22 protein-coding genes and 1 pseudogene are annotated in these 18540 nt (G+C 60.8%); 15 read left to right on the forward strand and 8 right to left on the reverse strand.

The genetic code is table 11. The features are described 5' to 3' along the window. Both BUC24_RS23025 and rpsJ read left to right on the forward strand, forming a co-directional pair. Nucleotides 1-153: pseudogene (locus BUC24_RS23025) on the forward strand (elongation factor Tu); the annotation flags it as partial. A gap of 132 nt (nucleotides 154-285) precedes the next feature. Further along, complete coding sequence (rpsJ, locus tag BUC24_RS23030; RefSeq protein ID WP_005663509.1) at nucleotides 286-603, forward strand: 30S ribosomal protein S10; 318 nt, start codon at nucleotides 286-288, stop codon at nucleotides 601-603. Nucleotides 604-807: 204 nt separating this feature from the next. Here the strand turns inward: rpsJ and BUC24_RS23035 are convergent, their stop codons facing one another. Next, nucleotides 808-1167, reverse strand: coding sequence for a hypothetical protein (locus BUC24_RS23035; RefSeq protein ID WP_073222518.1), 360 nt, complete (start codon nucleotides 1165-1167; stop codon nucleotides 808-810). 155 nt (nucleotides 1168-1322) lie between these two features. On the opposite strand from BUC24_RS23035, the gene creB reads away from it, so the two are divergent. From creB to creD, 3 genes are all read left to right on the forward strand, one after another. Next, entirely contained in the window at nucleotides 1323-2009 is a 687-nt protein-coding gene (gene creB / locus BUC24_RS23040) for a two-component system response regulator CreB (RefSeq protein WP_073222520.1), read from the forward strand. Continuing rightward, nucleotides 2006-3427: a two-component system sensor histidine kinase CreC gene (gene creC / locus BUC24_RS23045; RefSeq protein WP_073222522.1), complete on the forward strand. Its 1422-nt coding sequence runs from the start codon at nucleotides 2006-2008 to the stop codon at nucleotides 3425-3427. Before creB ends, creC begins: the two co-directional genes overlap by 4 nt. A 71-nt stretch (nucleotides 3428-3498) precedes the next feature. Beyond that, nucleotides 3499-4848, forward strand: coding sequence for a cell envelope integrity protein CreD (gene creD, locus BUC24_RS23050; protein WP_073222524.1), 1350 nt, complete (start codon nucleotides 3499-3501; stop codon nucleotides 4846-4848). Between the two features lie 496 nt (nucleotides 4849-5344). On the opposite strand, the gene BUC24_RS27540 is transcribed toward creD, so the two are convergent. The 7 genes from BUC24_RS27540 to BUC24_RS23085 form a co-directional block, all read right to left on the reverse strand. Continuing rightward, complete coding sequence (locus BUC24_RS27540; RefSeq protein ID WP_073222526.1) at nucleotides 5345-6568, reverse strand: TerD family protein; 1224 nt, start codon at nucleotides 6566-6568, stop codon at nucleotides 5345-5347. Nucleotides 6569-6594: 26 nt separating this feature from the next. Continuing rightward, nucleotides 6595-7488, reverse strand: coding sequence for an HpcH/HpaI aldolase/citrate lyase family protein (locus BUC24_RS23060; RefSeq protein WP_073222529.1), 894 nt, complete (start codon nucleotides 7486-7488; stop codon nucleotides 6595-6597). Further along, the gene (locus BUC24_RS23065; protein WP_073222531.1) at nucleotides 7481-8566 is read right to left on the reverse strand and encodes a cysteine protease StiP family protein; all 1086 of its coding nucleotides are present in this window, start codon (nucleotides 8564-8566) and stop codon (nucleotides 7481-7483) included. Before BUC24_RS23065 ends, BUC24_RS23060 begins: the two co-directional genes overlap by 8 nt. Beyond that, nucleotides 8563-9324 carry an HAD family hydrolase gene (locus BUC24_RS23070; RefSeq protein WP_073222533.1) on the reverse strand — a complete coding sequence of 254 codons (762 nt, stop codon included), beginning with the start codon at nucleotides 9322-9324 and terminating at the stop codon, nucleotides 8563-8565. Before BUC24_RS23070 ends, BUC24_RS23065 begins: the two co-directional genes overlap by 4 nt. Beyond that, entirely contained in the window at nucleotides 9293-10462 is a 1170-nt protein-coding gene (locus tag BUC24_RS23075) for a phosphoribosyltransferase domain-containing protein (RefSeq protein ID WP_073222535.1), read from the reverse strand. The genes BUC24_RS23070 and BUC24_RS23075 overlap by 32 nt, the downstream gene beginning before the upstream one ends. Beyond that, nucleotides 10459-11478, reverse strand: a complete 1020-nt coding sequence (locus BUC24_RS23080; protein ID WP_073222537.1) for an ATP-grasp domain-containing protein — start codon at nucleotides 11476-11478, stop codon at nucleotides 10459-10461. Before BUC24_RS23080 ends, BUC24_RS23075 begins: the two co-directional genes overlap by 4 nt. A gap of 157 nt (nucleotides 11479-11635) precedes the next feature. Then, nucleotides 11636-12211 carry a TerD family protein gene (locus tag BUC24_RS23085; protein ID WP_073222539.1) on the reverse strand — a complete coding sequence of 192 codons (576 nt, stop codon included), beginning with the start codon at nucleotides 12209-12211 and terminating at the stop codon, nucleotides 11636-11638. A gap of 190 nt (nucleotides 12212-12401) precedes the next feature. On the opposite strand from BUC24_RS23085, the gene BUC24_RS23090 reads away from it, so the two are divergent. From BUC24_RS23090 to rpsC, 10 genes are all read left to right on the forward strand, one after another. After that, the gene (locus BUC24_RS23090; RefSeq protein WP_073222541.1) at nucleotides 12402-12899 is read left to right on the forward strand and encodes a hypothetical protein; all 498 of its coding nucleotides are present in this window, start codon (nucleotides 12402-12404) and stop codon (nucleotides 12897-12899) included. A 304-nt stretch (nucleotides 12900-13203) separates the two neighbouring features. After that, complete coding sequence (locus BUC24_RS23095) at nucleotides 13204-13740, forward strand: PEP-CTERM sorting domain-containing protein (RefSeq protein ID WP_073222543.1); 537 nt, start codon at nucleotides 13204-13206, stop codon at nucleotides 13738-13740. A 71-nt stretch (nucleotides 13741-13811) separates the two neighbouring features. After that, nucleotides 13812-14393 (forward strand): PEP-CTERM sorting domain-containing protein, encoded by a 582-nt coding sequence (locus tag BUC24_RS23100; RefSeq protein WP_178372608.1) that lies wholly within the window; start codon nucleotides 13812-13814, stop codon nucleotides 14391-14393. A 273-nt stretch (nucleotides 14394-14666) separates the two neighbouring features. Then, nucleotides 14667-15323, forward strand: a complete 657-nt coding sequence (gene rplC, locus BUC24_RS23105) for a 50S ribosomal protein L3 (protein ID WP_073222546.1) — start codon at nucleotides 14667-14669, stop codon at nucleotides 15321-15323. Between the two features lie 2 nt (nucleotides 15324-15325). Then, the gene (gene rplD / locus BUC24_RS23110; RefSeq protein ID WP_025603563.1) at nucleotides 15326-15946 is read left to right on the forward strand and encodes a 50S ribosomal protein L4; all 621 of its coding nucleotides are present in this window, start codon (nucleotides 15326-15328) and stop codon (nucleotides 15944-15946) included. Beyond that, the gene (gene rplW / locus BUC24_RS23115; RefSeq protein WP_073222548.1) at nucleotides 15943-16260 is read left to right on the forward strand and encodes a 50S ribosomal protein L23; all 318 of its coding nucleotides are present in this window, start codon (nucleotides 15943-15945) and stop codon (nucleotides 16258-16260) included. Before rplD ends, rplW begins: the two co-directional genes overlap by 4 nt. Further along, nucleotides 16260-17087, forward strand: coding sequence for a 50S ribosomal protein L2 (gene rplB, locus BUC24_RS23120; RefSeq protein ID WP_073222550.1), 828 nt, complete (start codon nucleotides 16260-16262; stop codon nucleotides 17085-17087). The genes rplW and rplB overlap by 1 nt, the downstream gene beginning before the upstream one ends. 9 nt (nucleotides 17088-17096) lie before the next feature. Then, complete coding sequence (rpsS, locus tag BUC24_RS23125; protein WP_025603566.1) at nucleotides 17097-17372, forward strand: 30S ribosomal protein S19; 276 nt, start codon at nucleotides 17097-17099, stop codon at nucleotides 17370-17372. Beyond that, nucleotides 17369-17701: a 50S ribosomal protein L22 gene (gene rplV, locus BUC24_RS23130; protein ID WP_178372611.1), complete on the forward strand. Its 333-nt coding sequence runs from the start codon at nucleotides 17369-17371 to the stop codon at nucleotides 17699-17701. The genes rpsS and rplV overlap by 4 nt, the downstream gene beginning before the upstream one ends. Nucleotides 17702-17710: 9 nt before the next feature. Further along, on the forward strand, nucleotides 17711-18538 hold the full coding sequence (rpsC, locus tag BUC24_RS23135; protein WP_073222552.1) for a 30S ribosomal protein S3: 828 nt from the start codon (nucleotides 17711-17713) through the stop codon (nucleotides 18536-18538). Nucleotides 18539-18540 lie beyond the last annotated feature (2 nt).

Raw genomic sequence — 18540 nt, forward strand, 5'->3', positions numbered from 1 at the left:
CCAGCGGACAAAGAAATGGTTATGCCAGGCGATAACGTGTCGATCACCGTCAAGCTGATCAACCCGATCGCAATGGAAGAAGGTCTGCGCTTCGCAATCCGCGAAGGTGGCCGTACCGTTGGTGCAGGTGTTGTTGCAAAAATCATCGCCTAATTATTCAGGTTAAGTGATTCAAAGCGGGGGGAACAGGTTATACTGTGCCCCCTGCTTTTTGTTTAGCAGCACGTACTACCTTATTCATATTGCCGGCGCGACAAGCCCGGTTCGCTCTTTAAAGGAAATACCATGTCCGCACCAAACCAGAAAATCCGCATTCGCCTGAAGGCTTTCGATTACAAGCTGATCGACCAGTCCGCACTGGAAATCGTTGACACCGCCAAGCGTACCGGCGCTGTTGTCAAAGGCCCAGTACCACTGCCAACCCGCATCCAGCGTTTTGACGTTCTGCGTTCGCCGCACGTCAACAAAACCTCGCGCGATCAGTTCGAAATCCGTACCCACCAGCGTCTGATGGACATCGTGGACCCAACGGACAAGACCGTTGACGCGCTGATGAAGCTGGACCTGCCAGCTGGCGTTGACGTCGAAATCAAACTGCAATAATCGCAGCAGCCGGCGGGGTGATCTCCGTCAGCTTGGAAGGGCCGGGCCGATCCGCTTGACAGCGGATTGCCCGGCCCTTTCTCTATGGGACTGACGGTGAGGACGGGGGCAAGGATGCCAGCGATGGTTCGTTGGTGGCGCTGCGCTGGCTGTGGCTCAGACCCGTGCTCCAGTGGCGCCGAAGGGCGGCCACGGGAACTTGAATTACTTCGCTTCCACTGCCAGCGGCAGTCCCACTTTTTTGCGGCAGACATTGCGCAATTCCAGCTCTTCCTTGTTCGACTGCTCCAGCGATGGTGGTTTGCCGCCGGCCTGCATTGCGCTCATGGCCTTCATGGCACGCGCGCCAAATGCTTCGCTGAAGCACTTGCAGTAATCTGGCAACTTGGCATTACCCTTCAGGTCGTATTCGCCATACGGCTTTGGCATGTTGGCCGACTGGACGCACATGGCGCTGTAATCCATGCCCTGTTTGCCGTTGCCTTGCGCTTGGGCAGGTGCGATGGCGGCTGCAGCGAAGCCGAGGACAATGATGCTGCGCTGGAAGAAAGCGCTGAGTTTCATGGTGGCCTTATGAAGAGTGAACATTGATGCAGGAAATATAGCACGTCAATATTGCGCGAAATGCCATTTTTTGTAAGCGTGCGTAAGCTTCCCGATTGACGCCAGGGCAGCCCAGAGCTGATACTCACGCCACCACCACCATTGCCCGGCAGGACATGTCCCGAACCATTTTGATCGTCGAAGACGAAGCAGCCATCGCTGACAGCATCGCCTACGCGCTGCGCACGGATGGCTTCACGCCTGTCCATGTGGGCTTGGGCGAGCAAGCCCTGGCAGCGATGCGGGTGCCAGCCGGGCCGGTGCCTGAATTGGTGGTGCTCGATGTCGGTCTGCCCGACATGAACGGATTCGAAGTGTGCCGCCAGCTGCGCCAGTTCTCCAATGTGCCGGTGATTTTTCTGACGGCACGCAGCGATGAAATCGATCGCATTGTTGGCCTTGAAATCGGCGCTGACGATTACGTCACCAAGCCATTTTCGCCGCGCGAGCTGGTCGCACGTATCCGGGTCGTGCTGCGCCGCCTGACGGCGCTGGCGCCGCCAGCAGCCGCGCCGGCGCGCTTCGAATTGCGGCAGAACGAGGCACGGGTGGTATTTTGCGGCCAGCCGCTCGATCTCACGCGCTATGAGTACCTGCTGCTCAAGACACTGCTCGAGCATCCGTCCCACGTCCTGTCGCGGGCCCAGTTGATGGACCGTGTCTGGGCCGACGCGCCCGAAACGCTTGATCGCACAGTCGACGCGCACGTCAAATCGCTGCGTGCCAAATTGCGTTTGATCGACCCCGCGTCCGATCCGATTCAAACCCATCGCGGCATGGGCTACAGTCTGGCGCCCGCGTGAAGATCGGCCTGCGGATCCTGCTTGGCTACTTCCTGATCGTGGGGCTGGCCGCATATTTTGTACTGAACGTGTTTGTGCAGCAGGTCAAGCCGGGCGTGCGCGCCACCCAGGAAGACACCCTGGTCGATACCGCGCACCTGCTGGCCGCCATGGTGGCAGATGACGTCAAGGCCGGCCACCTGGAGCAATCAGTCCTGATGCAGCGCATGGCATCGGTCCGCAAGCGCAGCGCCGACGTCAAGATCGCAGGCTTTGTGAAGCCGGAGTTCAGCTACCGCGTCTACATCACCGATGCCAGGGGCATCGTGATCTTCGATTCGACCGGTACTGATGTGGGGGCGGATTATTCGAAGTGGAATGATGTCTACCGCACTTTGCGTGGGCAGTACGGCGCGCGCAGCACGCGTGCCGAGTATGGCGATGAGCAAAGTACCGTCATGCACGTGGCGGCGCCCATCCGCGACGGCGAGCGTATCATCGGCTCGCTGACGGTGGCCAAGCCCAATCTGGCAGTGCAGCCCTTCGTCGAGCGCAGCCAGCAGATCATCGTGCAGCGCGGCGCGCTGCTGCTTGGGTTGTCGCTGCTGATCGGCGGCGCGTTCGCCTGGTGGCTAAGCCATTCGCTGCGCAAGCTGATGCTGTATATCGCCGACGTTGAAGCGGGCAGAAAAGCGGCGCTGCCGGCGCTGGGGAACAATGAAATCGGCACCCTGGGCCGGGCGCTCGATGCGATGCGCGAACAGCTTGAGGGCAAGGAGTATGTCGAAGAGCTGATGCACACCATGGCCCATGAACTGAAAAGCCCGATCGCGGCAATTCAAGGGTCGGCTGAGCTGCTGCAGGAAGAGATGCCGGCCGAGCAGCGCCGCCACTTCCTTGCCAATATCCTCAACCAGAACGCGCGCCAGAAGCAGTTGATCGACAAGCTGCTGGCACTTGTACGCGTAGAAAAGCAGCAGCATCTGGCAACGCCGGCGCGGGTTGATCTGCAGGAATTGGCCCTCCAGGTGCGCGAAGACTGCGCTGCACGGCTGGCCGCGCGCGCGCTCACACTGGAGGTGGACGCGGCAGCGATTGCGCTGCCCGGCGACGCGCTGCTGCTACGCCAGGCGCTGGGCAATCTGCTTGATAACGCGATCGATTTTTCGCCGCCCAATACCAGCATCGTGCTGCGTGTGGTCCAGCGCGGCGATGCAGTGCTCATCAGCGTACGTGACCAGGGCGCCGGCATTCCTGACTATGCCCGGGAGCGGCTGTTCGAGCGCTTCTATTCGCTGCCGCGTCCCGACGGCGCTAAAAGCACGGGCCTGGGCTTGCCGTTTGTGCGCGAAGCCATTGCCCTGCATCGTGGTCGGGTCACCGTGGCCAATGCGCCAGGCGGCGGGGTGCTGGCCGAGGTCGAACTACCGATCGGCTGAACTTCACACAGAACGCATCACCAACGCACAAGCGTTCCCTACACTGGCCGCATTATCAACAGGGAGCGGCCATGCAACGTACATTGTTATTCAAGATTCTCATCATCCTCGGCATCACCGTGCTGATCGCCGTGGCGTTGGGGATGATTCAGTCAACCATCAACGATCGCGCCCAATTTCGCGATGACGCCGTCAAAAGCGTGTCGTCGGAGTCGGTGCGCGAGCAAACCATCACCGGGCCGATTCTGGTGGTGCCCTACGTTGACGAGTATGTGGAACTGATTCCGGCCAAGAGCAAAAACGAGCCTGCGGAAACGGTGCGCCGCAGCGTCACCCGCAAACATCTGGTGTTTCCGAACCAGCTCGACATCAATGGCAAGATCGATACCTATCGCCGCTATCGTGGCATCCACCAGGTGCTGATGTATGGCGGCGTGCACGCGATCAAGGGTGATTTTGCACTGCCCGCGTTAAACGCGCTGCCGCGCGCTTCGCCCAATTCCAGCCTGACCTTGCGCCCGGCCTATCTGGCCCTCGGTATCGAGGACGTGCGCGGCATTGCCGACTTTCCAAAGGTGGACTGGAACGGCGGCGCGATCGAGTTCCAGCAAGGCAGCGGCCTGCAAGCACTGCGCGGCGGCCTGCATGCCGATCTGCCCGCGATGGAACTGGGCGGCAAAGCGAAGTTTTCGTTCACCCTGAAACTGAATGGTATCGAACGTCAGCATGTGGTCCCGGTGGGGAAGAACAATACGATCACGCTTGCGTCGAACTGGCCGCATCCGCAGTTTGGCGGGGATTTTTTGCCGTCGCCCGAGCGCACCATTAACGAGAATGGTTTCAATGCGACGTGGACGATTGCCTCTTTGGCGACCAACGCCCAGCAGCAGCTGCGCGACATTGAAGTGGGCAGCGAACCAGGCAAGGTCTGTAATGTGGACTCGTTCAGCGTCGCCTTCATCGAACCGGTCAATGTGTATTCGATGGCCGAGCGGGCCACCAAGTACGGGCTGCTGTTCGTGGCGCTGACGTTTGCCGCCTTCTTCATGTTCGAGGTGCTCAAGCTGCTGCCGATTCACCCGGTGCAGTATTTGCTGGTCGGCCTGGCGCTGGTGCTGTTCTTCCTGCTCCTGGTGAGTTTGTCCGAGCACATCGCGTTCCTGACGGCGTACCTGATTGCCAGCGCGGCGTGCATTCTGCTGATTGGCTACTACCTTGCTGCGGTGCTGCGTGACTGGACCCGGGGGCTTGGCTTCGGCACCGCGCTCACGCTGCTGTACGGCGCGCTGTATGGCTTGCTGGTGTCGGAAAATAATGCGCTGGTGCTGGGTAGTATTCTGCTGTTCGCCGTGCTGTCGGGCGTGATGGTTGCAACCCGCAAGGTCGACTGGTACCAGATCGGGAAGACCAGCGCCATCTGAACATCGCCCTCGCGGAGGCGGGGGCCTATACCACTTAACCGAATTCGGTTAAGTGGTATGGCCCCCCGCCTTCGCGAGGGCGATGTTGATTTTTAGTCCGTGGTACCCGTTTTTTATCAATCAGATTAGCAAGGAAAGCGCAGTGTGAGAAGGTTATCCTCGTGCCGCATACCTCATCGCCCTCGCGAAGGCGGGGGCCTATACCGCCTAACCGAATTCGGTTAAGTGGTATGCGCCCCCGCCTTCGCGAGGGCGATGTTGATTTAATCCGTGGTACCCGTTTTTTATCAATCAGATTAGCAAGGAAAGCGCAGTGTGAGAAGGTTATCCTCGCGCCGCATACCTCATCGCCCTCGCGCAGGCGGGGGCCTATACCGCATGGCCGAATTCGGCGAGGTGGAATAGGCCCCCGCCTTCGCGAGGGCGATGTGGTGCTAGTCCTAAGTTTCCGTCTCCAGCGAAGGTCGGCCCCCGCCTGCCCGAAGGCGATGCTGGTTCAGTCCTTGGTGCCCGTGGTCCAGCGCAGGCCGAAGCCGAAACGGCGGTCCATCAGCTCGTGCGCGCTTTCGCGGCCCTGCTGCGAGAAGTACTCTTCCAGCTTGGTGATCTGCAGATTGCCGCTGCGGTTTTCGATCATCGCAATCGCGCACATCATCTGGGTGCCGCCTTGCTGCAGCTTGACTTCAATTGGCGCCTGGTCCGGCATCGCCACTGTCACCACGCCGTCGGTCGCGGCCCAGTTCGGGGCGCCCTTGTAGATGAACGCAAAAATCATCGCGCGCTTGATGTCGCCCACATGGTCGCCGTTGATGACCAGATTTTCACCGTTGCTGGCCTGGCCCGTGCGATCGTCGCCTTCCAGTTTGATGTAGGGCGGGCGGTCGAAGTCGCCCCAGGCATTGCCCAATGCCTGCACCAGGCCCGGACGGCCGTCGGCCATTTCGTACATGCAGCCCAGATCGAGGTCGATGCCTTCGCTGGCGCCACCGCCGGTGATGCGCGCCAGGAAGCCGGTGCGCTGGGCCGGTGGTGCCGAGCCACCGCTGCGGTTCCAGTTCAGGTTGACGTGAATGCGACCGAAACCGCGGCCACCGGCGCGTTTTTCGAGCGAGACTTTGTCGCCACGCTTTTCCAGCGTCACCTTCGACAGCGACACGCGCGGCGGCGGTGCTGCCGAAGGGCCGGGTGCGGGCGCCGATGGCGACGCCGGCGCAGCCTCGGTGCCGCCGAAGTGCTTGAGCAGCGCCGACAGGCCGCCATTGAAGCCCTGGCCAACCGCGCCAAAGCGCCATACCCCATCCTTGCGGTAGATCTCGCCGAGAATGAGCGCCTTTTCGTCCTGGAAGTCGGCCCCGCTGAGTGGGAACTGAACGGCGTCACCCAGCGTCATGCTGCTCGCGCCCAGCGCGCGCATGGTGCCGTTACCGTCGATGGCGGCCACGAACACCAGCTTGACGATGGAATCGGGCAGGGCGTTCAGGTTCAGTGTAAAACGCGCGCGGCCATTGTCCAGATTGAGCACGATGGCGTCGGCCGGTGCGGCCAGCTGGTTGTAGAACACCATGAAGCGCTCGTCGGACAGTTTGTCGGCGCTGTCAACACCGAAGCACGAGACGTCGATCGACATGCCGTTGGCGCCCAGCGCCAGGTCGACCGGGAAGGGTGCATTCAGGCCCAGGTCGGCCAGTTTGCCCTTTTGTCCACGCGAGAATATATTCACAATGCTTTCCTTTTCGGTTGAAGAGTTCAGGGAGCGGCAGTATCGCTCTGGTGCGCACCAAAAATGTTCGACTGCTCGACCATGCGCTGGGCCCAGGCGCGGTGGGTCGCCACTTCGCACATTGAATTATGCATCTTGAACACGGCCGGGCTGTCTTCGTCCAGAATGGCACGCGCAGCTTCCAGGTCGCGTGCCTTGACCCGGTAATGCTGCTCGATCAGCGCGATCTGGCTGGGATGGATGGCGGTTTTGCCCACCATCCCGTAGGCCATGTCCTCGGCCACTTCCTGGTCCAGCAGTTCGGGCAGATCCAGGTGCTCGAACACGGGCGCTGTCAGCACGAAGCCATACGGGCGGAAGGTGGTGACCAGGCGCGCAATGACGGGGCCCAGTGGGGTGCGGTAAATGGTCAGGTTGCGCGGACGGCGCAAGCCCAGCAAGGCAAGCAGGTCGTTGCCGCCAATGCGCAGCGCCAGGATACGCGAGCGCACGCCCGGCGCTTCCAGCACTTCGCGGAACAGGCGCATCTCGTTGTCATTGAATACGTCTGCTGTCTCCAGCGTTGGCATCAGCATGTGTTCGGTGTGGCGCACCAGTTTGAAGTAGGCGTCAAAGTTGTGCCGGGTGCACTTGGGCAGCACGAAGCCGGTCAGCTTTTCGGCGCCTGGCATGGCCAGTACGCGGGCCAGTACTTCCGGATTGCGGACCCGGACAAAGCGTTCTGCGCTGGCTTCAGCGCGCATATTGGCCAGCACCACTGACAGATTGAACAGCGCCCAGCTCAAGTCGGCATCAGCGACGGCATCCTCGGTACAGAAGATCAGCGAGCGGGTGTGACCAAGGCGGCTGCCATCGGCCACCGCCATCAGATGCTTGTGGTTTGCGGGTATATAGAGCGAAGCGCCCATTGACTTAGCCATCCAGTGCACTCCTGATCAGCGATACTGCGTGGTAGGGCAGACCAGGGTCGGTCGCCACGGGGATGTTTTTTTCCTGGGCCAGCAGGAGCAGGTGAGCTACTTCGGGCGCCTGCGGCTCGCGCACGATCAGCAGGCGCGGGCTGCGCCGCAACAGCACGCGGGTGGCTTCGCCAATGCCCGGCTTGACCAAGTTGACGTCGGCAATGCCGTGCTGCGCCAGCGCGGCCTGCATGTACTGGCGCGATACGGCGGCGGCCCGGGCGCGGTCCATGGGCGCCGCCGTGCCTTGCGGCTGCCCTTGTCCGCGAGCGCGCGCGATCAGGTCGTCGGCAAAGCGCTGCGACTGGTCGTGCGCTTCAAACTGCTGGTAATACACGCAGCCATGGAAGTCGCCGGGGCCGATGGCGTCATTCAGGATCGAGCGGCTGACCAGGCCGGAGACGGTCGCATTCAGAATGCTCGACGGGATCAGGTAGTCGTCGCAGGAGGCGGCACAAGCCGCCGTACCGGCCAGGTCGGACAGCACGTACAGACCACCATCAATGGCGGTGCCGTGGTGCGCATTGAAGCTGGCGACGGCCGTTTCCAGCTCGCGCGAGATGACCCCCTTGCCGGTCCAGCCGTCGATAAACACCAGCGACTCGGGCGCGTGGCCGGCTGCCAGAATATGTTCGAGCGCGACCTGGTCGATACCGCGGTCGCGGATGATCGACACCGAATAATGCGCCGCTTCGCGTCCCAGCACGCCAGTGAGCAGGTGTTTCAGGACGACGCCCACCGGCGTGCCGGCGCGTGCCAGCGAGACCAGCGTGATCGGGCCGCTACGGCGCGCTGCAATCAGCGCGGCCAGGGTCAGGCAGTCGCGCGCCATGCGCTCCAGATTGATGGCACAGGCCTGGCGGAACACTTCCAGGTAGCGTGCGGAAGGCAGTGACTCCGGCGACAGCATTTCGCTGTAATGGCGCTGGCCGGACTGGATCAGCCTTTCCTTTTCCGGAATGTCGACAAAGTCCTGCAAGGCCAGAGGCTTGAGCAGGAAGCTGACGTCGCCGCTGCGGTAGCTGCCAGAGAAATTCATAGCGCCTCCAGCGTCAGGCCAGCCAGCTGGGTGCGGGGCGGCACGATGGCGTAGTCGCAGGCGGCCATGAAGCGCGCGTCGGAACGGCTGTCGCCCATGCCGAAGGTGAGAATGTCGCCGTGCTGTTCGCGCAGGCGCTCGATCACGTATTGCACCGCGTGCGCCTTGTTGAGCGCATTGGGCAGAATCGCCAGGTTGTTGCCGTTGCGATGAATGAAGTAGTCGTGTCCCCCAGCTGCGATCCACGGCGCGACTACCTCGGTTTCAATCGGCACCAGGCGCGCGGCGATCTTGTCGACGTCCTTGACCACCAGGTAGAAGGGCGTGTCGAAGTCTTCGATCAGGCGCGCACGGCCGGCAAAGCCGGTGCGCTCGGCCCAGGCATCGATCAATGCAGCCAGTTCACGCAAGCCGGGCAGGGCGGCTTGCATGGCGCCCTGCATATGCGCGTGCCAGTGCTGATCGAGCGCACCGCCCGGCTGCAGCACCACCCCGCCGTAGTCAAGCACGGCCCAGCTTTCGAAGGGCAGGTCGACCCGGCCAAAGGCGTTCAGGTTGCGCGCCGTCGCGGGAATCATGGTCATGCCGTCCTGCGCAAAGGCGATGAATGCGCGCTGGCGCTCGGTGCTGTACGAGATCGGGCTGCCATCCTTGAGGAAGGCAGCCGGACGCAGGGCGTCGCTGTCGCCGCATTTTTCGCGCGACTGGAACAGGGTGTCGTCCAGGTCAGCGAACAGGAATTTCTGATACTTCTTCAACTTCGGTCTCGCTTATAAAGTGGAACAGGCGTGCCTTGAACACGCCGGCCAGCTGGAACAGCGCCTCATTGGGCGCGGTCTCGTGGCAGATGAACACATGCTGGTACTGGTCAGGGGCGACGTTATACAGGAAATTGGTCACGCCTTCACCATAGTTGTCGTGGAACGCAAGCGCGGCCGACACGGCGCCCCATTTCAAGATGGGAGAGCGGGTGGTGGACTGCACCACCACATCGACGCCGCGCTGCTCCAGCGCTGCACCCAGCAGGAAGGCAGGGTGCATGAATTCGCCCGTGCCCAGCACCAGCACACGCTCGCCGCCGCGCACCTGGCCGGCCAGGCTGTCGGCCAGCGCGGCTGGCACGGTCAATGGGTCGTTCAGGCCGAAGCGGCCAAATGCGCCGCTGGCGCCGCGGTCGGCGCTGGCGTCGAAACGCTGGGCTGGCGCCCCTTCGGCAGCCAGTTCGCCAGGAATGAACTGATATTCGCCATTCAGGGCCGCGGCCATGCTGGTGGGCAGGCCAAAGCGCTCGCGCAGTGCGGCGGTGGCATCGTCCCCCATGAAGTTGGTGATGGCAGCCAGGTGCACCCGTTCGATCCCGGGATTGAGTTCGCGGCATGCATTGGCCAGATTCAGGAAGGTGTTGCCGGTGCTGGCTTCATCGTCGACCAGCACCAGGGTGCGGGCCGAGAGCAGCAGGGCGCGCTGCTGCGGGTCGGGCGGCATGTGCAGGAACTGGCGCGGCGCATGGCTGTGCGCTTCGGCGAACTCGATGATGGGCACTTCGCCCACGTGATAGCGGGTGGTGTGAATGAACAGGGCTTCGCGCCCGGGATGGGCGCGCAGCCAGGCTTCGAAGACGCCCTGGCCCAGGCCGATCGCCGTTTCGGCCATGGCGATGAATACCACGGGCCCCTCGATGGCTGGCACGCTGGCCGCCATCTGGTCATGGATGGTGCGCATGGTCGATGGCGTGACCGGCCAGTGCTTGCCCAGCACCTTGGACAGGAACAGAAAACCGCGCTTGTTGTTGGCGCGCGCGGCAAAGCCGACCAGTTCGTCGAGCGGGAAGGCGCTGTTGGTCACGCTCAGTTCCAGCGTGCCGGTGGGCAGGGTGATGGTGTGTTGTTCGATCATGCCAGCTCCGTCGCTTCGCTCAGTTCGGCCACGCGGATGCCGTTGCGCACAGGTGCCACATGGACCTGGTCGAAGCCGTCGGCAAATCCGGCCAGGGCAATGTAGGGCAGGTTGGGGCCCGCCACGCAGGCCATGCCGATTCCACCCGACATGCGCGGATTGATTTCGAGCAGGCGCAGCTGGTCGCCCCCTTCGCGGAATTGCACGTTGAAGCAGCCGTTCAGGCCAAACTGCGCGGCCAGGCGGGTGCAGGCGTCCACGATATCGGCGCGCATGTCGATCAGCTGCCCGCGGCCGGCCTGCTGCGGCTTCTTGCGCGCCACTGCTGCCACCAGGCGGCCCTGGTCGCCGACGCAGTCGACGCTGTATTCGTGGCCGTCCAGGTACTCCATCAGCAGCATGGTGCGGCACTCGCCCAGCTCTTCCAGCCCGCGCCGCATGTCGGCCAGACCAATGTGGTACTGGGCGCCGGCCATCAGCAGGGCGGCGCTGCTGCGTTCTTCATCAAGCACGGCAAAGCCCAGGCCAAATACCGACTGTGCCGGTTTGACGCACAGCTTGGGGTGGCGCTGGCGCAGTTCGGCATAGGCAGCATCGAACTGGGCCAGGTTTTCGAACATGCGCGTGTCGGCCAGCGGCGCCTGGGGCAGGTCCAGGCTGGCGTAGAAGCGGGCCTTGTCATGGATCAGTTCCAGCGCGGCAGGCTGGCCTGCGCTGAGCACACGCGTGCCTTGCGCTTCAAAGCGGGCATGGGCGCCAGCCAGGGCAGTTGATTCCTTGCCGGGAATGAAAATGTCGACCGCATGCTCACGGCAAAATGCCAGGCACCAGTCAATGTAGGCATCCGTGTCCAGGCCGGTGGGTTCGGGCAGGAACTGGTGCGCCACGCGGGCCGCCGCAGCGTGCGGATTGGCATTGCTGTAAATCAGATGGAAACGTCCAGCCTGATCCGCTTCACGGATCAGGCCGATGGCCGCATACACGGACGAGAACGTCCTGTTAAACCAGACACGCATGAATTACCTTCAAAAACTGTTGGAACGCGGGGTGGGACGGACACGGGAATCGTGTCGTTTTGTCAATTCTAACCGGAATGGCGCGTTTGCCATCCCGGCTGTCGTGCAGGGTGCGCCGCCTGCGCTGGCCGGCACAGGCAGGTGTGCTGCGGATGAATCAGGCGTTCACGCCGTAGGAGCGGGCCAGGGGACCGAGGCCGCCCTTGAAACCCTGGCCAATGGCCTTGAATTTCCACTCGGCGCCAGCGCGGTACAGTTCGCCAAAGATCATGGCCGTTTCGGTCGAGCCGTCTTCGGACAGATCGTAGCGCGCCAGCTCCTTGTTGCTGCTGTTGTCGACGCAGCGGATGTAGGCCTTGCTTACCATGCCAAAGTTCTGGCGGCGCGCATCGGCTTCGTGGATGGTGACGCTGAACGGAATGCGGTCGATGTCGGCTGGTACGCGCGACAGGTCGACAATGATTTTTTCGTCATCGCCATCGCCCTGGCCCGAGGTATTGTCGCCCTGGTGCACAACCGAGCCGTCCACTGACTTCAGGTTGTTGTAGAAGATGAAGTCGGAATCGCTACGGACCTTGCCGTCGGCCTTGACCATGAAGGCGCTGCCGTCCAGGTCGAAGGCGGCGCCGTCGGTGGCGCGCGGGTCCCAGCCCAGGCCGATCAAGACCTGGGTCAGCCCTGGCGCTTCCTTGCTGAGGTTGACGTTGCCGCCTTTTTGCAAACTGATTGCCATCGAATACTCCTTGTCTGGTTAGAAAATGACCCGCGCGACGCGGCGCGGGCTCGCACACCCTAAATGGGCACGCTACGTAATCAATCAAGCAATCTATTTTAGCCCGGGTACAACGGAAAACCGGTAGTTGCTAGGCAGAAATTGAGATTGCACTGTACACTGGAGGTCTTCCCCTCGCTTTGCCGCCACCATGACGACCGATCTCGACAGCCGCCGTTCCATCCGCACCATTTCGCGCGCCGATTTCGCCGGTTTCCCGGTGTGGGAGTGGGCGCTGAACGAAGAAGCGACCCTGGGCCAGAATGAATCGTTCGTGCGCCCGACCGCCCTGGCCGCGATCGCACTCGAACAGCCATGCCAGCTGGTGGTCGCTGCCACCTTCACGCTCAGCAATGGCGCCTGTCTGCCGGGCTGCGTCGAGCTCGACATCCGGGCCCGCAAAGTGCGCGCCGTGCCCATGTTCCTCCTGCTGCAAGACCGCCACCTGGAATTGGGCGACGAGCAGACCTTGAGTACGCTGGCCCACTTCACCAAGGTGGCCGACGTGCGCCCGGTGGCCTGGGAACTGGCGGTGCCTGTTGCCGGCCAGAGCGGTCCGCTGCGCGGCAGCATCCGCCGCAGCCTGCGCAGCCGGATTGCCAGCCTGTGGCGGCGCTCGCCTTCGCAGGTCGCCTCGATCCTGGGTTGAGCCGCCTCACCCGGCCGCCTTGCTCAACTTGCGAAAAGTTTAAGGGCACAGCTTTAGCCTGTCACCGGTAAAGTCTTGTTGCTTTCACCGCGCAATATATCGCTCCGGAAAGTTAAGTGGTCATCTTGCACTTTCGGTAAACTTTACATTTGTTCATCCCAGCGAGAGTATGGTTGCGCGCTTGCCCAGTAACGGCGGGCGCTCTGCATAGCGGCATGAATTGTGCTTTGTGCAACGTCACATCAATTTGATGCTCACTGGAGAAATCATGACCCGCCTTAAACTTTTGCTCGCAACTCTGTGCATGACCGTTTCAAGCCTGGCCTCGGCCGGCGTTGTCTACACCTGGCAGGCAAGCAGCCTCTCGACCGAGATCTACAATATGAGCGGCTACATCGAGCTGGCCGACTCGGCCGCAGGCCATATTAACTACAACGCGGTCAATTGCGCCGACTGGCCTTGCGACTTGTCCGATCCAGGCAGCCCCATCCTGAAATTCGTGATGAAGATCAATCAGCCACAGGGATCGCTGGATATCGATTTGCTGGCGGGGACCGGCTACAACTTCAACACCCCATCGTTTGACGCCAGCTTCGACATTCTGGGTGACCGTCTGAGCAACTTCAGCCTGTATATCAACACCATCCAATCGTCCCTGCGCATCGACGGCGACTATGTTGCCCTGTTCAGCAGCGACACTGACAATTGTCTGTTTGGCTGTTCCGGCGCTACCGGCGAGTTCGTGCGCGCTGCCCAGGTGCCGGAACCCGGTTCGCTGGCACTGCTGGCGCTGGCCGGTTTCGGCCTGGCCTTTGGCCGCAAGCGCGCTGCCTCCGTCTAAGGCAGGATAAGCTGAGAGCGCTGGTGGGGCAGTTTGCCCCGCCAGCGCTTTTTTCTTTTCCAGGAGACATGATGAAACCCCTAAAATTGCTGTTTGCACTTGCCTGTCTGAGCTTGTCGTCGCTGGCCTCGGCCGGCGTCCTCTACCAGTGGAACGTGGCCAGCGTGTCGACCGAGATCCGCAACGTGACCGGTTTCATTGAATTGCGCGATGGGGCCGCTGGCCATATTGATTATTCATTGCCGCCGTGCAACAGCACCCCCTGCGACCATGCCGATCCGCTCAGCCCGATTCTACGGATCGGCATGATGTTCAACGACCTGTGGGACGGCGCCATCGATATCGATGTGCTGGCCGGTACCGGCTTTGTGCTCGACGATCCCAAGTTTGACCTGGCGTTCACCATCGATGGCAACCGCCTGACCCATCTGAACCTGATGATCAACACGCTGTTTTCGACCCTGCGCATTGATGAGGGCAATATCGTGTTTTACGCCAGCGACAGCGACAATTGCTATCTGGGCTGCAGCGGCAGTTCGGGCCAGTTTGCGCGCCCGGCGGTGGTGCCCGAGCCCGCTTCCATGGCCTTGCTGGCGCTGGCTGGGATGGCGCTGGCATGTGTCCGCAGGCGCCCGGCGGCTCGATCGAAGTAAGTACTCGCTTTCGGCTTGGGTGGCATGGCAGGCGCCATCCGGCCTGACTATGCAGCCAGTTGGCAAGGGGCCGGGCAGCTGCTGTCTGCCCGGCTGTGCGATTGCCGCAACGGGCGCCGTTTACCTCGACATACCCCCAACTAAGTTGTTGCGTCAAGCCCTTTTGCGGGTTATACTAGCCGGCTTCGGTATGGATTCGTCTTTTTTGAATCTGTCCTTTACTTGGTAGTTAAACATCAGCCCCGCCCAATCGCAGGTGGGAATGGAGAAAAAATGAGCCTGGGCCTTCTCGGTCGCAAGGTTGGTATGATGCGCATCTTCACGGATGACGGGGATTCGATCCCAGTTACCGTGCTTGACGTGTCGAACAACCGTGTTGCGCAAATCAAAACTCCTGAAACAGACGGTTATACCGCTGTTCAGGTCGCTTTCGGTCAACGTCGCGCTTCCCGCGTGAACAAGGCTGTAGCGGGTCATCACGCCAAAGCTGGCGTGGAAGCCGGCACCATGCTGCGCGAATTCCGCGTCGATGCTGCCAAAGCCTCCGAACTGAAAGCTGGCGACGTTGTCGCTGCCTCGCTGTTCGAAGTCGGTCAAAAGATCGACGTACAAGGCGTCACGATCGGTAAGGGTTACGCTGGCGTCATCAAGCGTTACCACTTCGCTTCCGGTCGTCAGACCCACGGTAACTCGCGTTCGCACAATGTGCCGGGCTCGATTGGTATGGCGCAGGATCCAGGTCGCGTGTTCCCTGGTAAGCGCATGACCGGTCACCTGGGTGACGTTACCCGTACCGTACAGAATCTCGAAATCGCCCGTATCGATGCCGACCGTCAGCTGCTGCTGGTCAAAGGCGCCGTACCTGGTGCGAAAAATGGTCAGGTCGTTGTTTCGCCTGCGATCAAAGCCAAAGCACAGAAAGGAGCTTAATTATGGAACTCAAGCTTCTCAATGAGCAAGGTCAAGCAGGTTCGAACGTTGCTGCTGCCGATACCGTATTCGGCCGTGACTACAACGAAGCCCTGATTCATCAGATCGTCGTCGCCTACGCTGCCAACGCACGTAGCGGCAACCGCAAGCAGAAAGATCGTGAAGAAGTTCACCACACGACCAAGAAGCCATGGCGTCAAAAAGGTACGGGCCGCGCTCGTGCTGGTATGTCGTCCTCGCCACTGTGGCGCGGCGGTGGTCGCATCTTCCCGAACTCGCCTGACGAGAACTTCACCCACAAAGTGAACAAGAAGATGTATCGCGCAGGTATCTGCTCGATCCTGTCCCAGCTGGCACGCGAAGAGCGCCTGGTGGTTGTTGAAGGTCTGTCGATCGACGCGCCAAAAACCAAGCTGCTGTCGCAAAAGCTGCAGGGCATGGGCCTGGAATCGGTCATGATCATCACCGACAACCTGGAAGAAAACCTGTTGCTGGCATCGCGCAATCTGCCGAACGTGCTCGTCGTTGAGCCACGTCACGCTGACCCGATGTCGCTGGTGTTCTACAAAAAAATCGTGGTCACCAAAGCAGCACTGGCCATGATCGAGGAGATGTTCGCATGAGCGGCGTAATCAAATTCAGCGAAGAGCGCCTGATGAAGGTGCTCCAGGCGCCGGTCATTTCCGAGAAGGCCACCATGGTCGCGGAAAAGAACGAGCAGATCGTGTTCCGCGTATTGCCGGATGCGACCAAGCCTGAAATCAAGGCAGCCGTTGAACTGTTGTTCAAGGTTGAAGTCCTGTCGGTGCAGACAGTCAATCGCGAAGGTAAGCAAAAGCGTTCGGGCCGTTTCAATGGCCGTCGCAACCATACCAAGCGTGCTTTCGTGTGCCTGAAGCCTGGCCAGGAAATCAATTTTGTCGAGGAGGCTAAATAATGGCACTCGTTAAGATGAAGCCAACCTCCCCAGGCCGTCGTGGCATGGTGAAAGTTGTTAACGCCGATCTGTACAAGGGTCGTCCGTTCGCAGCACTGGTTGAAAAGAAATCGAAGACTGCTGGCCGTAACAACAACGGTCACATCACCACCCGTCACATCGGCGGCGGTCACAAGCAGCACTATCGCCTGATCGACTTCAAGCGTCAGAAGGATGGTATTCCGGCAAAGGTTGAGCGTATCGAATACGATCCTAACCGCACCGCGAACATCGCCCTGCTGTGCTACGCAGACGGTGAGCGTCAGTACATCATCGCCACCAAAGGCATGGCCGTTGGCGACAGCGTGATGAACGGTTCGGAAGCGCCGATCAAGTCGGGCAACTGCCTGCCAATCCGCAACATCCCAGTCGGCACGGTCATGCACTGCGTCGAAATGCTGCCAGGTAAGGGTGCCCAGATGGCCCGTACCGCTGGCGCTGGTGTTGTGCTGATGGCCCGCGAAGGTACTTACGCTCAAGTGCGCCTGCGCTCGGGTGAAGTGCGTCGCGTGCACATCGAGTGCCGCGCAACCGTTGGCGAAGTCGGCAATGCCGAACACAGCCTGCGCAAGATCGGTAAAGCTGGTGCGATGCGCTGGCGCGGTGTTCGTCCTACCGTTCGCGGTGTGGTCATGAACCCGGTCGATCACCCGCACGGTGGTGGTGAAGGTAAAACCGCAGCTGGTCGTCATCCAGTGTCGCCTTGGGGCCAACAGACGAAGGGCAAGAAGACGCGCCGTAACAAGCGCACGACTTCGATGATCGTCTCGCGCCGCGGCAAGAAATAAGGATAAGACATGACACGTTCATTGAAAAAAGGGCCGTTCACTGACGCCCACCTGGTGAAAAAAGTCGAGACCGCGCAAGCGAACAAAGACAAAAAGCCAGTAAAAACCTGGTCGCGCCGCTCGACCATCACGCCAGACTTCATCGGCCTGACGATCGCGGTTCACAATGGCAAGCTGCACGTGCCAGTGTATGTTTCCGAGAACATGGTTGGTCACAAGCTCGGCGAATTCGCACTGACCCGTACGTTCAAGGGCCATGCCGCTGACAAGAAGGCGAAGAAATAATGGAAACCAAAGCTATCCTCAAAGGTGTGCGCCTGTCCGACCAAAAAGGTCGCCTGGTTGCCGATCTGATCCGTGGCAAGAAAGTTGAAGCAGCACTCAACATTCTCCAGTTCAGCCCGAAAAAAGGTGCAACGATCATCAAGAAGGTTCTGGAGTCCGCCATCGCGAACGCCGAGCACAATGATGGCGCTGACATCGACGAGCTGAAAGTTGTTCAGATCTACGTTGAAAAGGGCCCGATCCTCAAGCGCTTCACTGCACGCGCTAAGGGCCGGGGTGATCGTATCTCGAAACAATCCTGTCACATCTACGTGACTGTCGGCAACTAAGGGGTCACGATGGGACAGAAGATTCATCCAACAGGCTTTCGCCTGTCAGTAACCCGTAACTGGGCTTCGCGTTGGTACGCTGGCAATGGCAACTTTGCCGCCATGCTCAACGAAGACCTCAAGGCACGTGCGTTCCTGAAAAAGAAACTGAAAAACGCCTCGGTCGGCCGCATCGTTATCGAGCGTCCAGCCAAGAACGCGCGCTTCACGATCTACAGCTCGCGCCCAGGCGTGGTCATTGGTAAAAAAGGCGAAGACATCGAAGTACTGAAGTCGGCCCTGACCAAGATCATGGGCGTGCCTGTGCACGTGAATATCGAAGAAATCCGCAAGCCGGAAATCGACTCGCAGCTGATCGCTGATTCGATTTCGCAGCAGCTGGAAAAACGGATCATGTTCCGCCGTGCCATGAAGCGCGCAATGCAAAATGCAATGCGTCTCGGTGCACTCGGGATCAAGATCATGTCGTCCGGCCGTCTGAACGGTATCGAAATTGCGCGTAAAGAGTGGTACCGCGAAGGCCGCGTGCCTCTGCATACCCTGCGCGCCGATATCGACTACGGTACCAGCGAAGCTTCGACGACCTACGGCATCATCGGCGTCAAGGTCTGGGTATACAAGGGTGACCGCGCGCCAAACGGCGATGCGCCAGTCATCGATACCCCGGCTGACGAGAAGAAGCCACGCGGTCCGCGTCGTGACGATGGCAAGCCAGCAGGACGTCCACGTCCAGCCGGCGCTAAACCACCAGCTCCAGCTGGCGCCCCACGTGCTCGTGCTGCTGTCAAGAAGCCGGCCGATGGCGCTGCTGCACCAGCTGAGAAAGCAGGAGAATAAGC

The organism is Massilia sp. CF038 (genome assembly GCF_900129765.1).
Classification (GTDB): Bacteria; Pseudomonadota; Gammaproteobacteria; order Burkholderiales; family Burkholderiaceae_D; genus Telluria_A.